A 13908-nucleotide genomic window follows, 5' to 3' on the forward strand; every position below is an offset into this window, starting at 1 on the left:
AGTATTCCTGAAATACTAGCAGCAATAGATGACACGCGCCGAGCCGGGCGGTTACAATCCCGCGTTCGCCCAAACCACACACAGTGATTATGACTATTCGCGATTTACTGAACCATAAGGTCCAGCAGGCCATGCTGTCTGCCCACATCCCCTTCCAGCATCCTCCTCTGGTGGCCCCGAGCAAGAAATCAGGCTTTGGGGATTATCAGGCCAACGGTGCCATGGGGGCGGCCAAAGCCATGAAGGCTAACCCGAGAGAGTTGGCGGGCGAGATTGTCCGCCACCTGGAACTGGACGGTATCGCCGAACGGGTGGAAATCGCAGGTCCCGGGTTCATTAATATTCACCTATCGCCTGAATGGCTGGGCGAGCGCTTGACGCAAGCCGCCGACGATAACCGTCTGGCTCTGGGACGAGCCGCCCAGCCGCAAACGGTCGTCGTGGATTATTCTTCGCCCAATCTCGCGAAAGAAATGCATGTAGGCCATCTGCGTTCCACGATTATCGGTGACGCACTCGCTCGTCTTTTAAACTTTCAGGGACACACAGTCGTCCGTCAAAACCATGTGGGTGACTGGGGCACTCAGTTCGGTATGTTGATCGCCGAACTGGAGGAGCAGCTGGCGGAAAATCGCGAAGCGGAAATGGCGTTGAGCGACCTTGAGGTCTTTTATCAACAGGCAAAACGGCACTTCGATGAAGACCCGTCCTTTGCCGACAAAGCCCGCGACTATGTTGTGAAACTGCAATCCGGCGACGCAAACGTGCTTAAGCTCTGGAGAGAGTTCAGGGCGGTTTCGTTGGAGCACAGCCAGGAAATCTACGACAAGTTGAATGTGACGCTCACCCCGGACGATGTGCGTGGAGAAAGCTTTTACAACGACGATTTGGCAACGCTGGTCACAGAGCTGGAAACTCAGGCGCTGGCCGTCGAAGATCAGGGCGCAAAGGTCGTTTTTTTGCAGGAGATGGCCGATAAAGACGGCAATCCCTCACCAGTGCTGATCCAGAAAAAAGGCGGCGGCTACCTTTACGCGACCACCGACTTGGCCGCGTTGCGCTTTCGCGCTAATACCCTGGGTGCGCACCGCATCATGTACTTTATTGACGCCCGTCAGTCTCTGCATATGCAGCAAGTATTTACGGTGGCGCGAAAAGCGGGCTTTGTAACAGACAACATTACCCTGGAGCACCTCGCGTTCGGCACCATGATGGGCGCCGATGGCAAACCGTTCAAAACCCGCACCGGTGGCACCGTCAAGTTGGCGCAGCTGCTTGATGAGGCCGTCGAACGGGCCGGTTCACTGGTTAGAGAGAAAAATCCCGACCTGGGGGAAGAGGCGATTTCGGACATTGCTCGCAAGGTGGGTATCGGCTCCATCAAGTATGCAGACCTCAGTAAAACACGTACCAACGATTATGTGTTCAACTGGGATGCCATGCTCAGCTTCGACGGCAACACAGCACCCTACCTCCAATACGCTTATACGCGGGTGCGCAGTATCTTCCGCAAGGCCGGGCAAGACCCTGCCTTATTGAGTGCCCCGATTCTGCCGGAGGCAGCGGAAGAGCGAACCCTCGCTATCAAGCTGCTGCAATTTGGTGAGGTTTTGGAGCAAGTGGCAAAAGAGGCCATGCCTCACTTGCTGTGCACCTACCTATACGAACTGGCCAGCCTGTATATGCGCTTCTACGAAGCCTGCCCTGTGCTCAAAGGCGGTGTGCCGGACGCGCAGAAAGCCAGTCGCCTGCGTCTGTGCGATCTTGTCTCGCGCACATTGGCTCATGGCCTGGAGTTGTTGGGCATTGAGGTTATGGAGCGGATGTAATCAGCTCATCAATCGTTTCAAGCAGCGCTACCACGGCCTCGCCGCTCTGCGGGCGGGGCCGAAAATATTCTTCTGCCATGGGCGCCACCACGCAGCTTTCTGGCAACCGGGCCCGATATTCCACCCGTTCAAACAGCCGGGGAATAAAAACAAACTGTAGCCACTGGTAAAACTCCAGGGTGTCGACCGCGAAAGGCTGGGTGCTCTGCAAAGCCCCGGCCGGCGGCGGGCTGTCATCCCAAAGCTCCATGGCGCGCAGCTCGCGTTCCAAATCAAACAGTGTTTCGGCCAGGCTCTTGTGAACATCGGTCATGAGGCAATCACCTGTCTAAAAGGAGGCAGTGAATTGAGGATGGCCTTACCATATCGCTTGGTCACAATACGCCGGTCCAACAGGGTAATCCTGCCGCGATCAGACTCGCTGCGCAACAGGCGACCACAGGCCTGTATCAACTTCAACGACGCATCGGGCACCGTTATTTCCATAAACGCATTGCCACCACGCGCCTCTACCCATTCCGCCAACGCCGCTTCAATGGGATCATCCGGAACGGCAAACGGCAGCTTGGCAATCACGACACGGCGGCAATAGTCACCAGGCAGATCAACGCCTTCAGCGAAGCTTGCCAGACCGAACAAGACACTGCCCTGCCCATCATCCACCCGAGCCCGGTGCGCGTCCAGCATGGCTTGTTTTGACAGCTCACCCTGTATCAGGATGCGCTCGCGCCAGCTCTCTGGCAAACGTTCGTGGACATCCAGCATCTGCCGCCGGGATGAAAACAGGACCAGGCTGGCTTCCGACGGGTCCAGCAACTCAGGCAAGTTATTGACCAAAGCGTCCGTATGGCGCAGAGCATCGCCCGCTTCCACGGCGGAAGCCGGCACTTCCAGCGTCGCCTGACTAAAATCGAACGGACTGGGCATTTGGGCGTACTGGCTGTCTTTTGGAGTGCCAGCGCGCATTCGGAAGCGGTCGAACCGCCCCAGTGCCGCCAGGGTCGCCGAGGTCACTACCGCTCCGCAACACCGGTACCATAGGCTCTTTGCAAGTGTGTCCGCTGCCAGGATCGGGCTGGAGCAAACCTCAATATCCACGCCCATACCCGCCTCCACGGGTGTAAGCCAACGAGCTTTGGGTACCTCTCCCTCAATGTCCGCCACGGCGTAGCTGTGCCAAAGCTCTCGGTTGGCTTCGGCTCTGGCTTGCCACGTCCCCAATACGGGATAATGGCGCTCAAGATCCACTTTGGGCACGGGAGAATGAGCATCTTCCATTGCCTGGTTCACTTCCTCGACCATTTTATCCAGCAATGCACTCAATCGATCAAAACAGCGGTACAACTCCTCCGCCGTCTGCCGCAGTGCTTCTGGCAGCATCCCGCCCGGAAAACGGTAATGGCTCTGGCGCTCATCATGAGAAATCGCCTGAGCCAATTCATTCAGCAACGGATGTACTTCTTCCAGTCTCTGTCGGCAGTCGAGCAGCGCGGCAGGTACCTGCTCTGCGAATCTGGCCACATCGCCTGCTTCGCCAATTTCACCGAGTACTGCACCTAACCCTTTATTGCACTGATCCAACCAGCGCACCGTCGCCAGTAGACGACTGTGGTGGGCAAAGTGGTTCAGTGCTTTGGCGGGCAGTTGGTGGCCCTCATCGAAGACATAGATGCTGTCCGCTGGCCCCGGTAAAATCGCGCCGCCACCCAACGCCAGATCGGCGAGCACCAGGTCGTGATTGGTGACGATGCAATCAGCGGTGTGAAGGGCTTCGCGCGCCCGAAAGAAGTGGCAGGACGAGACATTGGAACAACGCCGTCCCGTACATTGCCGGTGATCCGTCGTCACCCTCTGCCAATCCTCTTGTGCCAATCCTTCCGGCCAACTGTCCCGCTCACCGTCCCAGCGATTAGCGGCGAGCGCTTCCATCATTGAGCCATACAGCTTGACCGCTTGCTCATCCACACTCGGAAGCTCATCCTCATACAGAGGCCGGGTGGGATCCAAGTCACCGACGCCTTCCAACAGGTTATCGAGCTTACTCAAGCAGACATAACGGCCACGCCCCTTGGCCAGCGTAAAACTGAAGGAAAGACCGCTATGGTGTTTGAGGTCGGGCAAATCTTTGTTCACCACCTGCTCCTGAAGAGCAATCGTGGCGGTCGAGATCACCAGTTTTTTGCCGAGCGCTTTCGCGATAATCAAGGCGGGCAGGAGGTAGCCAACGGTTTTTCCCGTGCCGGTCCCCGCCTCCACCACACAAACATGACCTCGGCTGGTGCGCTCTCCGTCGTCGTCCAGCTCAATGCCTCCCAGCGTGCGGGCGATTTCGGCAATCATCAACTTTTGGCCATAGCGAGCCTTCAAGCCCCGGCTGTCCAAAAAACGACTGTAGGCCTGCTGGATGTCGCTTTTAACGGCATCAGACAACATAATCTAGAGTTTGGCGGCCACAGGGTTGGCATACATATCGAGAACCAGTGCCCGATGATCTGCAGGAATATTCGCCAGACGCAACTCGAACTGCTGGCGCAGCTCTCCGAGCCCATCCGGGTTATAAGGAATCGCCGGATAGCTGTACTCCAGCTCGGGGAGATCACCGTTCAGGCGCTCCCAGGCCAGGCAATTGGTGGCGTGTAACACGTAATTCTGCGCAATTTGGCGATCAATTTCCGCGACCACCTGGTCAGTATCGTCGTACTCACCCTTTAACACGTCACCAAAGGCAACGTGCACATGGCCCTTCTGCCCAGCAATACCGCGCGCGATGCTTTTCACATCTTCGTGCTCAGACTTTTGATAACTGCCGCTGGAGCGCTGCTGGAATAATTCCCGGGCTTTTGCCACATCGCACGGGTCCCACTCGTAGGAAATAGACACCGGCACGATTTTTAGTTCGCGGATATAGTCAGAAAACGGTTGGGTTTTGGCACGGCTAAGACTGAACATGCCGACAACGGCAGAGTTGGTGAGATCCCGGCCGTCTTTGGCCCGCCCTTCCCGTTGCGCAATCCAGACATTGGCGTGATCGTCGGCAATTGAGTGATGAATGTACGCTGAAAGATGCTTGGCGGCCTTGAGTTTCTCACGAGGCGCCTTAGCCGAGCGGTTCACGATAAAGCTCTTGTTCAGACGCATCAGATCCGATACGTAAGGCTTGGTGAGCAAGTTATCACCAATGGCGATACGTAATGTGTTGAAGCCGGCATGGTAGAGCGTCCAGTTAACGAATGCCGGGTCCATGGCAATATCCCTGTGATTACTCACGAAGAGGTAGGCTCCCTCAGGGTCCAGGTGCTCAAGTCCTGAGGCTGTCAAGGCGGTGGTGGTGGTGTCAATCATCCGCTGCATATAGCTTTTCACCACTTCCTGAAACCCCAGCACGGTCTCCACGCCACTCATCTGTCGGCGCATCGCGAACTGTACCAGTGGACGCAGAAGCCAGCCCATCGGGCCCGCTGCTCGCGGAAATTTCAGGCGGGCCACGGCGTCGGCCAGTTCCTGATCGGTCAGTAGGCGATCAAGTATCGGGCGTACTTCACTGTCGTGGTAAGGACGAATATCATCAAAGTTGGTCATGACGGACAATTTATTGAAGTCGGGCAAAGGGCCGGGGCAGCTTTGGGGAAAATGGTGGCACAACATACCGAAAAGCCACTGAAAAAGCCAGTTTTGAGGGCGGCCATTGGTCTATTTTCGCGACCAGCGTTGTCGACCTGATCCAACGAAACACTTACACTCAGGCCTGAGGCCATCAAAAGCGGTAGTCGGCACCATCTACCGCATTGGAAATAACGCAGCATGGGCTGCTCGGCGCGGAACACGGGGCGGCTCTGGAGCCAATCACCACTGGATCAAATAACGGCCATGAAAATTCTGCTGGTTGAGGATAGCGCCACTCTGCGCCACGCTATGGCTCAATATGTCCGTGAGGCGGGTCACAGCCCGCTGCTGGCACGCAGCGGTGAAGAGGCATTGCAGCTGCTTGAAAGCACCCCTGTCGAACTGATTATCATGGACGTTGAGATGCCTGGCCTGAACGGCTTTGAAACCACACGCCTGATTCGGGAGTGGCTGGGAGACCACTGGATTCCCATCATCTTCGTGACCGGTAAGAGCGAAGACGAAAGCTATCGTGAAGGCATTGAGGCGGGCGGAGACGACTACTTAATCAAACCCGTCAGCTCGGTGATCATTAAAGCCAAAATCCGGGCCATGGCCCGGATTGCCGAAATGCGCGACCAGTTGAACCAGCTCAATGCCGAGCTGGAGGCGTTAAGCCAGGTCGACAGCTTGACCCAGGCTCTCAACCGGCGCACCTTTAACGATCAGGCTCAACAGCACTGGCGCCTGGCAAAACGTCGTCAAACGCCTACCAGTGTCTTGATGATTGACGTTGATCATTTCAAGCCTTACAACGACCACTACGGTCACCCTGCGGGAGACCGCTGCCTTAAAGCCATCACCGACACTCTGCAAAACTGCTTGCACCGTCCGGCTGACTTGCTGGGTCGCTACGGCGGCGAGGAGTTTGTGGTTTTACTGCCGGAAACTGACCGTAACGGAACCCGGAGCGTCGCCAGCAAGGCGCTGGAAGCCGTGCGCCAGCTGGCCTTGGAACACAAATATTCCAGTGCCGGGCCTCGAGTTACGGTCAGTATTGGCGGGGCCACTTGCAATCACCCCTTCGGGCACGATCTCGAAGAGCTCATCAAGTGCGCTGACCGGGCACTCTATAAAGCCAAGCACGCTGGGAGAGACCGTGCACTTGTGGAGGAGCTTGCCGCTCATAGGACGGTACTGATTGGAGCGAGCTGCAGCGACATGATGCAAGAAATCAGCGCCACACTGCGCGATCACTGCAACCTCCTCACCGCCGACAAAGAAGATGAGTGTCTCGACATCGCCCGGGAGGTCTTACCCGATCTCATCATCCTCGACAACGATATGGTTAACCGCGAGAGGGGGGCCCTGAGCGACTCATTAACCCAGCACCCCCTGACCTGTGCCATTCCGGTTCTGGTGTTAATGACCGAGGGAAGGGAGAGTGGAACCCCGTTTCTCCCGCAAAGCAGTCACGCGAGAAATTGGGTAAGTGAGCGCTTTCACCCAGAGGAACTTTGTGCGCAAGTACAGCGGTTACTGGACTGAACTCTCAAGCCCATATCCCGGTGCTCTGTTAAGGGCGCCTAAGCGAGTTGAACCAGTTAACATCCCGGGCCTGTTTATCGACCTGGTCAACTACATCCAATACCAAGGCAAACAACGCCATACGCACCACCACACCGTTGTCTGCCTGGCGGAAAATCGCCAGGTTCGGGTTCTGGTTGAGGTCATTATCCAACTCGTTGGCCTCCTGGCGAGAGTCCCTTGGCAGCGGATGCATAATCACCGTGTTCGGTTCGCAGTATTGCGTATAAATCGACTGATTCAACCTGAAGCGACCACGGTACCGGTCCGCCTCCTCTTTACTATCGAACCGTTCCTCCTGGATGCGTGTAGAATAGGCAATATCCACCCGAGATATACTTGACGGCAAATCTTCGGTAACAGTGACCGAGTGCCCTGCACGGCGCATCTGTTCCACAATGCTCTCCGGCATGGCCAGTTCATTGGGCGATACCAATACCACCTGTATATTGCGAAACAAGCACAATAACTTACATAAAGAGTGTACCGTTCGGCCATACTTGAGGTCACCAATCATCGCAATCCGCAGTCCATCAATTTCACGCCCACGGGACGCCATTTCCTTGCGAATCGTGTAAAGATCCAGCAGAGCCTGGCTTGGGTGCTCGTTAGCCCCATCACCGCCATTCAGCACCGGCACTCGGCTGGCTTCAGCGAACTCGGCCACCGAACCTGACTGTGGATGGCGCATACAAATAACATCACTAAAACCGGACAACACCCGGGCCGTATCGTATAGCGACTCCCCCTTGGCCAAGGCAGAACTCTCTATTCCCGTGGTCTCTCGAACCTCCCCTCCCAGCAGATTAAATGCGCTGCCGAAGCTAATTCTCGTGCGCGTGCTAGGCTCAAAAAACATATTGCCGAGGATGGCACCTTCCAATACCCGGGTCACTCGCTGCCTGAGCGCGTAAGGTGCCATGGCGTCCGCGACATCAAAAATTCGCTCAATATCGGGACGCTCAAACTGCTGAATAGAAAGAATGTGGGAGCCAGTAAAATTCACAGGAGGGGTCCTTACAAGCAATAGGTTGCACAACGGCCTACAGTATAGCGCTTCAAGACCACTTCAAAAACGGGATAATCCGCCGATAACGCCATAAACAAAGAAAGGATTTTGGGTATACTTCACGAAAACCCGCACCGCCGTCAAATAGGAACCATTGTGCCCGATTACCCAGATACATTGGCGAAGTTTTGCTCCACATACACCGCCGAGCAAATACTCAGCTCCCAGCGCCTGCGTTGGAGTGCGCCAAACCTGCTCTCCGACCCCTTTGAGCCCACCCACCTGACCAGCCTCAGCTTCGACCCCAAGGGGCTGCTTGAGGGGGTCATCCGCAGTGCTACGAGCATGATTTTCTCTCGTGAAGCCCCGCGTAGCGACGCCCCCCTGGCTGTTGTGGTCAGACGCTGGCGCGATGAGGAACGGTTTGCCTCACCAGAGGAAGCGGAGGAGGTCCTGGAAGAGCTTCTATCACGGATGGTTGACCAACGCCTTGAGGCCATCGAGGAAATAATGTCGGATTGGCGTAAATTCACCCGGGAATTGCGGATATGCAGCTTTAGCGCACGGCCCAACAATCTGTCTTGTTGGCAACATTTTGCCGACCAGCACAGAGGGGTCGCACTGCGATTTCGCTGCGGCGAGTATACTTCACTACCGGAACCCAGCGCGGTTCAATACAGCCCGAACCGCCCAGACATCACGACTTTTAAAGAGCAAATAAACGCCATCCTCTACCAGGAAAAAGTGGATGCCCAGTCTCAATTTCTCAGTAAATTTCTGGTCAAGCCCTCCACGAACATCGATGAGCAAGAGTGGCGATGCTTCTTTAGGGCAACGGATCAGGCCAGCTCACGCGAGGCAGAGGATGCGCTCTGGTACGATGACCGCCCCTTCGAAAAGAGTGATTTAAGCAGTGCTTACTTTGGCGCGTTTATCCCTGCGGCCGAGAAGCTACGGCTGGTGAACCTCTTTACCGAAAACTACCCAGACGCCAAACTGTTTCAGGCAGCGCCTATCCCTGGAAAGTACGAAATTGAATTCACTCGACTAAAGTCTCAATAAATCTATGCCGGAGTTAGCGGCAGCTTGGCAGTATTGGCCACTGGCCGTCGGGAAGGTAAGCTGGGTCTCAGCTTATCGACCACTTGCTCAGCGGTCGCTCGATAGGTAGTCAACTTCCCGCCCATCACTGAAAGCAAGCGCAACTGGTCGGCATTATCCGCCTGCAGTACAACTTCCCTGGAGCGGCCAAAGGCCGAACCTTCCGTTTTTGGCAGCACTCTCAGCCCGGCGAAATCCGTGATGCTGCTATCTTCAATCACGAGTTCCGGAAAATAGTGTTGCAACGTCGCCAATAAATATTCACGCTCCTCAGGCAAACAACGAGGCATTCCCGGGTCCCCGTGATGAGGGGTTTCAGTGGTACCTAGAAGCAGCTGATTCTTCCACGGCAGCGCAAAAATAGCACGCTGATCGCTCGGAGATTCCAGGTAGAAGTGGTGATGGATTTGTTGCGGAAGCAGCAGGTGGGCCCCCTGAACAAGCTCCACCTTTGGCATTGGGCTCTGGGGACTTACACGCTCTATAATCGAGTTACCCCAGGGGCCTGCGCAGTTTACGAGCACACTGGCCTCCACAGTTCGCTCTTCGCCATTCTGGAGATACCGGATATCGCAGCCTGAGGGAAAGCATTCAGCTCCCACAAACTCCGCTGGCATCAGCAACTCTGCGCCAAGCGATTCAGCGGATGCCCAAACGGCTTGAGTCAACGCCTGATCATCCGTCTGCGCTTCTCTGTAGCGATACACCGACACGAGGTCTTCTGTTCGCAATCCATCCAAGTCAGCCCAGCTACTGCGATGAAGGCGGGTAAATTCTGAGTCATCATCAAAACCGGCTAAAAGCCTGTAAAGCCACAAACCCAAGCCGATTTTAGGGGATGAGCGTACAGATGTGCGGTATACCGGGATATGCATATCGACACGATGTACAAGATCCGGGGCCAACTCCAGGAGCAGAGCCCGCTCCTTCAGGCTTTCTCTAACCAGAGAAAACTGCATGGATTCCAGATAACGTAACCCTCCATGAATCAACTTGGAGGACTGTTGCGAGGTTGCTGCGGCAAGCGATTGTTTTTCCAGTAATAACACCGAATAACCAGCAGCAGCAGCCGCCTGCGCAACACCTACTCCCTGAATACCGCCTCCCACAACCACCACATCGAAATTCATATCGGCTCCCGCGTCATTTCAATTGGTTATCACGGAGAGTATAGGTATAGAGAACGGAGTGTCACAACAAAAAAATACCCCGAGGCATGACTGACTCGGGGTATCGGTGTTAGAAGCTTGACGATGACCTACTCTCACATGGGGAGACCCCACACTACCATCGGCGCTAAGTCGTTTCACTTCTGAGTTCGGAATGGGATCAGGTGGTTCCAACTCGCTATGATCGTCAAGCAAAGCGGTATGCGCTCCAGCCGGTGGCTGGCGGATTTCACCGGAGCGTCTGGCTCAAGTGACAATCGGAAGCGTGTGTTCAGCTTCAGTGCAAATAAGGGGGTGATAATCAGTAAGTGGTACACTGCGTTTAATCGTGTCTTTTGTGTATCTTTACGAGTCCGGCTGTGCAGTCGTCTCTGTTATATGGTCAAGCCTCACGGGCAATTAGTACTGGTTAGCTCAACGCCTCACAGCGCTTCCACACCCAGCCTATCAACCTGGTAGTCTTCCAGGGCCCTTTAGGGGATTCAAGATCCCAGGGAGAACTCATCTTGAAGGAGGCTTCCCGCTTAGATGCTTTCAGCGGTTATCCCGTCCGAACGTAGCTACCGGGCAATGCGATTGGCATCACAACCCGAACACCAGAGGTTCGTTCATTCCGGTCCTCTCGTACTAGGAACAACTCTTCTCAATTCTCCAACGCCCACGGCAGATAGGGACCGAACTGTCTCACGACGTTCTAAACCCAGCTCGCGTACCACTTTAAATGGCGAACAGCCATACCCTTGGGACCGGCTTCAGCCCCAGGATGTGATGAGCCGACATCGAGGTGCCAAACACCGCCGTCGATGTGAACTCTTGGGCGGTATCAGCCTGTTATCCCCGGAGTACCTTTTATCCGTTGAGCGATGGCCCTTCCATACAGAACCACCGGATCACTATGACCTACTTTCGTACCTGCTCGACGTGTCTGTCTCGCAGTTAAGCTGGCTTGTGCCATTACACTAACCTCCTGATTTCCGACCAGGATTAGCCAACCTTCGTGCTCCTCCGTTACGCTTTGGGAGGAGACCGCCCCAGTCAAACTACCCACCATACACTGTCCGCGATCCCGATAAGGGACCGGCGTTAGAACCCCAAACATACCAGGGTGGTATTTCAAGGTTGGCTCCACGCTAACTGGCGTTAGCGCTTCAAAGCCTCCCACCTATCCTACACAAATAGGCTCAGAGTTCAGTGTAAAGCTATAGTAAAGGTTCACGGGGTCTTTCCGTCTAGCCGCGGGTACACTGCATCTTAACAGCGATTTCAATTTCACTGAGTCTCGGGTGGAGACAGCGTGGCCATCGTTACGCCATTCGTGCAGGTCGGAACTTACCCGACAAGGAATTTCGCTACCTTAGGACCGTTATAGTTACGGCCGCCGTTTACCGGGGCTTCAATCAAGAGCTTCGCGTGAGCTAACCCCATCATTTAACCTTCCGGCACCGGGCAGGCGTCACACCCTATACGTCCACTTACGTGTTTGCAGAGTGCTATGTTTTTAATAAACAGTCGCAGCCACCTGGTCACTTCGGCTGCCAACAGCTTAGGGAGCAAGTCCCATCACCGTCAGCAGCGTACCTTCTCCCGAAGTTACGGTACCATTTTGCCTAGTTCCTTCACCCGAGTTCTCTCAAGCGCCTTGGTATTCTCTACCTGACCACCTGTGTCGGTTTCGAGTACGGTTCCTCTTTACCTGAAGCTTAGAAGCTTTTCTTGGAAGCTGGGCATCAACCACTTCGCGCTCTAAAAAGAGTGCTCGTCATCAGTTCTCGGCCTTAAGACCCCGGATTTACCTAAGATCTCAGCCTACTACCTTAAACGCGGACAACCAACGCCGCGCTGGCCTAGCCTTCTCCGTCCCTCCATCGCAGTAAAGAGAAGTACAGGAATGTTAACCTGTTTCCCATCGACTACGCCTTTCGGCCTCGCCTTAGGGGCCGACTAACCCTGTCCCGATTAGCGTTGGACAGGAACCCTTGGTCTTCCGGCGTGGGAGTTTTTCACTCCCATTATCGTTACTCATGTCAGCATTCGCACTTCTGATACCTCCAGCAGACCTCTCGATCCACCTTCGCAGGCTTACAGAACGCTCCCTTACCATGCAACAAGTTGCATCCGCAGCTTCGGTTATCAGTTTGAGCCCCGTTACATCTTCCGCGCAGGCCGACTCGACTAGTGAGCTATTACGCTTTCTTTAAAGGATGGCTGCTTCTAAGCCAACCTCCTAGCTGTCTGTGCCTTCCCACATCGTTTCCCACTTAACTGATATTGGGGACCTTAGCTGGCGGTCTGGGTTGTTGCCCTCTTGACGACGGACGTTAGCACCCGCCGTCTGTCTGCCATGATTGCACTCCTCGGTATTCGGAGTTTGCATGGGGTTGGTAAGTCGGGATGACCCCCTAGCCCAAACAGTGCTCTACCCCCGAGGGTGAGACATGACGCGCTACCTAAATAGCTTTCAGGGAGAACCAGCTATCTCCCGGCTTGATTAGCCTTTCACTCCGATCCACAGGTCATCCGAATCTTTTTCAACAGATCCCGGTTCGGTCCTCCAGTGCCTGTTACGGCACCTTCAACCTGCCCATGGATAGATCGCCGGGTTTCGGGTCTATTGCCTGCGACTAGACGCCCTATTAAGACTCGATTTCTCTACGGCTCCCCTAAACGGTTAACCTTGCCACAGACAATAAGTCGCTGACCCATTATACAAAAGGTACGCCGTCACGGAACAAGTCCGCTCCGACTGCTTGTACGCACACGGTTTCAGGATCTATTTCACTCCCCTCACAGGGGTTCTTTTCGCCTTTCCCTCACGGTACTGGTTCACTATCGGTCAGTTGGGAGTATTTAGCCTTGGAGGATGGTCCCCCCATATTCAGTCAAGATAACACGTGTCCCGACCTACTCGATTTCACAACAAGTGCCTTTTCGTGTACGGGGCTATCACCCTGTATCGCGGAACTTTCCAGAACCTTCCACTAAAACACAAGTTGCTTAAGGGCTAATCCCCGTTCGCTCGCCGCTACTGGGGGAATCTCGGTTGATTTCTTTTCCTCCGGGTACTTAGATGTTTCAGTTCCCCGGGTTCGCCTCCCACACCTATGGATTCAGTGTGGGATACCCGACTTACGACGGGTGGGTTTCCCCATTCGGAAATCTTCGGATCAAAGCGTGTTTGCCAGCTCCCCGAAGCTTATCGCAGGCTCCTACGTCCTTCATCGCCTCCAACTGCCTAGGCATCCACCGTGTGCGCTTAGTCGCTTGACCATATAACACAAACGACTACACAACGATTTGTCACAACGCTTTCATCGACACCTCACAGAACACTGCGAGCCTCAATGCCAGTCGTCGCAACCGCCGGACTCTTGTGTAGAGATACACAATCGTCACAATTAATATGCAATGTACAACTTACTGTTATCACCTTGTTAAAGAGCATCTGGCGCAAAAACCAGTCAGTTAACTTCTTCAACCGATATCTCGGTCAAAAAGCCAAGTGACTGACTTCCACAATTAGCAGTAATGGAAAGTGGTGGAGCTAAGCGGGATCGAACCGCTGACCTCCTGCGTGCAAGGCAGGCGCTCTCCCAGCTGAGCTATAGCCCCA

The 13908-nt window shown here is 54.8% G+C and carries 8 protein-coding genes, 1 tRNA gene and 2 rRNA genes; 3 read left to right on the plus strand and 8 right to left on the minus strand.

What is annotated here, in order from left to right:
• Positions 1–89: 89 nt before the first annotated feature.
• Positions 90–1829 carry an arginine--tRNA ligase gene (argS, locus tag ACQCLF_RS01960; protein WP_426984607.1) on the plus strand — a complete coding sequence of 580 codons (1740 nt, stop codon included), beginning with the start codon at positions 90–92 and terminating at the stop codon, positions 1827–1829.
• Here the strand turns inward: argS and ACQCLF_RS01965 are convergent.
• The 3 genes from ACQCLF_RS01965 to ACQCLF_RS01975 are packed head-to-tail and all read right to left on the minus strand — an operon-like array spanning position 1813 to position 5408.
• Positions 1813–2142 carry a YqcC family protein gene (locus ACQCLF_RS01965; RefSeq protein WP_426984608.1) on the minus strand — a complete coding sequence of 110 codons (330 nt, stop codon included), beginning with the start codon at positions 2140–2142 and terminating at the stop codon, positions 1813–1815. The genes argS and ACQCLF_RS01965 overlap by 17 nt on opposite strands.
• On the minus strand, positions 2139–4262 hold the full coding sequence (dinG, locus tag ACQCLF_RS01970) for an ATP-dependent DNA helicase DinG (RefSeq protein ID WP_426984610.1): 2124 nt from the start codon (positions 4260–4262) through the stop codon (positions 2139–2141). The genes ACQCLF_RS01965 and dinG overlap by 4 nt, the downstream gene beginning before the upstream one ends.
• Positions 4263–4265: 3 nt before the next feature.
• A complete protein-coding gene (locus ACQCLF_RS01975; protein ID WP_426984611.1) occupies positions 4266–5408 on the minus strand; it encodes a 1-acyl-sn-glycerol-3-phosphate acyltransferase in 1143 nt (380 codons plus the stop codon).
• A 288-nt stretch (positions 5409–5696) separates the two neighbouring features.
• Here ACQCLF_RS01975 and ACQCLF_RS01980 point away from each other — a divergent pair, with 288 nt between their 5' ends.
• The gene (locus ACQCLF_RS01980; protein ID WP_426984613.1) at positions 5697–6980 is read left to right on the plus strand and encodes a diguanylate cyclase; all 1284 of its coding nucleotides are present in this window, start codon (positions 5697–5699) and stop codon (positions 6978–6980) included.
• Between the two features lie 28 nt (positions 6981–7008).
• Here ACQCLF_RS01980 and ACQCLF_RS01985 read toward each other — a convergent pair whose 3' ends face one another.
• Entirely contained in the window at positions 7009–8025 is a 1017-nt protein-coding gene (locus ACQCLF_RS01985) for an aspartate carbamoyltransferase (RefSeq protein ID WP_426984615.1), read from the minus strand.
• A gap of 159 nt (positions 8026–8184) precedes the next feature.
• Between ACQCLF_RS01985 and ACQCLF_RS01990 the strand changes: the two genes are divergently transcribed.
• Complete coding sequence (locus tag ACQCLF_RS01990) at positions 8185–9090, plus strand: DUF2971 domain-containing protein (RefSeq protein WP_426984616.1); 906 nt, start codon at positions 8185–8187, stop codon at positions 9088–9090.
• Positions 9091–9092: 2 nt separating this feature from the next.
• Here the strand turns inward: ACQCLF_RS01990 and ACQCLF_RS01995 are convergent, their stop codons facing one another.
• The 4 genes from ACQCLF_RS01995 to ACQCLF_RS02010 form a co-directional block, all read right to left on the minus strand.
• Positions 9093–10259, minus strand: a complete 1167-nt coding sequence (locus tag ACQCLF_RS01995; protein ID WP_426984618.1) for a glycerol-3-phosphate dehydrogenase/oxidase — start codon at positions 10257–10259, stop codon at positions 9093–9095.
• Positions 10260–10374: 115 nt separating this feature from the next.
• Positions 10375–10490 (minus strand): 5S ribosomal RNA (gene rrf / locus ACQCLF_RS02000).
• 186 nt (positions 10491–10676) lie between these two features.
• Positions 10677–13565: ribosomal RNA gene (locus tag ACQCLF_RS02005) — 23S ribosomal RNA — on the minus strand.
• A 266-nt stretch (positions 13566–13831) separates the two neighbouring features.
• Positions 13832–13907 (minus strand) — tRNA-Ala (locus tag ACQCLF_RS02010).
• Between the last annotated feature and the right edge of the window lies 1 nt (position 13908).

The organism is Marinimicrobium sp. ARAG 43.8 (genome assembly GCF_050113635.1).
Classification (GTDB): Bacteria; Pseudomonadota; Gammaproteobacteria; order Pseudomonadales; family Cellvibrionaceae; genus Marinimicrobium.

Bases quoted from the DNA above. Each gene is read 5' to 3' on its own strand.
- argS (WP_426984607.1), top strand. From the start codon at position 90: ATGACTATTCGCGATTTACTGAACCATAAGGTCCAGCAGGCCATGCTG.
- ACQCLF_RS01995 (WP_426984618.1), bottom strand. From the start codon at position 10,259: ATGAATTTCGATGTGGTGGTTGTGGGAGGCGGTATTCAGGGAGTAGGT.
- ACQCLF_RS01980 (WP_426984613.1), top strand. From the start codon at position 5,697: ATGAAAATTCTGCTGGTTGAGGATAGCGCCACTCTGCGCCACGCTATG.
- ACQCLF_RS01975 (WP_426984611.1), bottom strand. From the start codon at position 5,408: ATGACCAACTTTGATGATATTCGTCCTTACCACGACAGTGAAGTACGC.
- ACQCLF_RS01965 (WP_426984608.1), bottom strand. From the start codon at position 2,142: ATGACCGATGTTCACAAGAGCCTGGCCGAAACACTGTTTGATTTGGAA.
- dinG (WP_426984610.1), bottom strand. From the start codon at position 4,262: ATGTTGTCTGATGCCGTTAAAAGCGACATCCAGCAGGCCTACAGTCGT.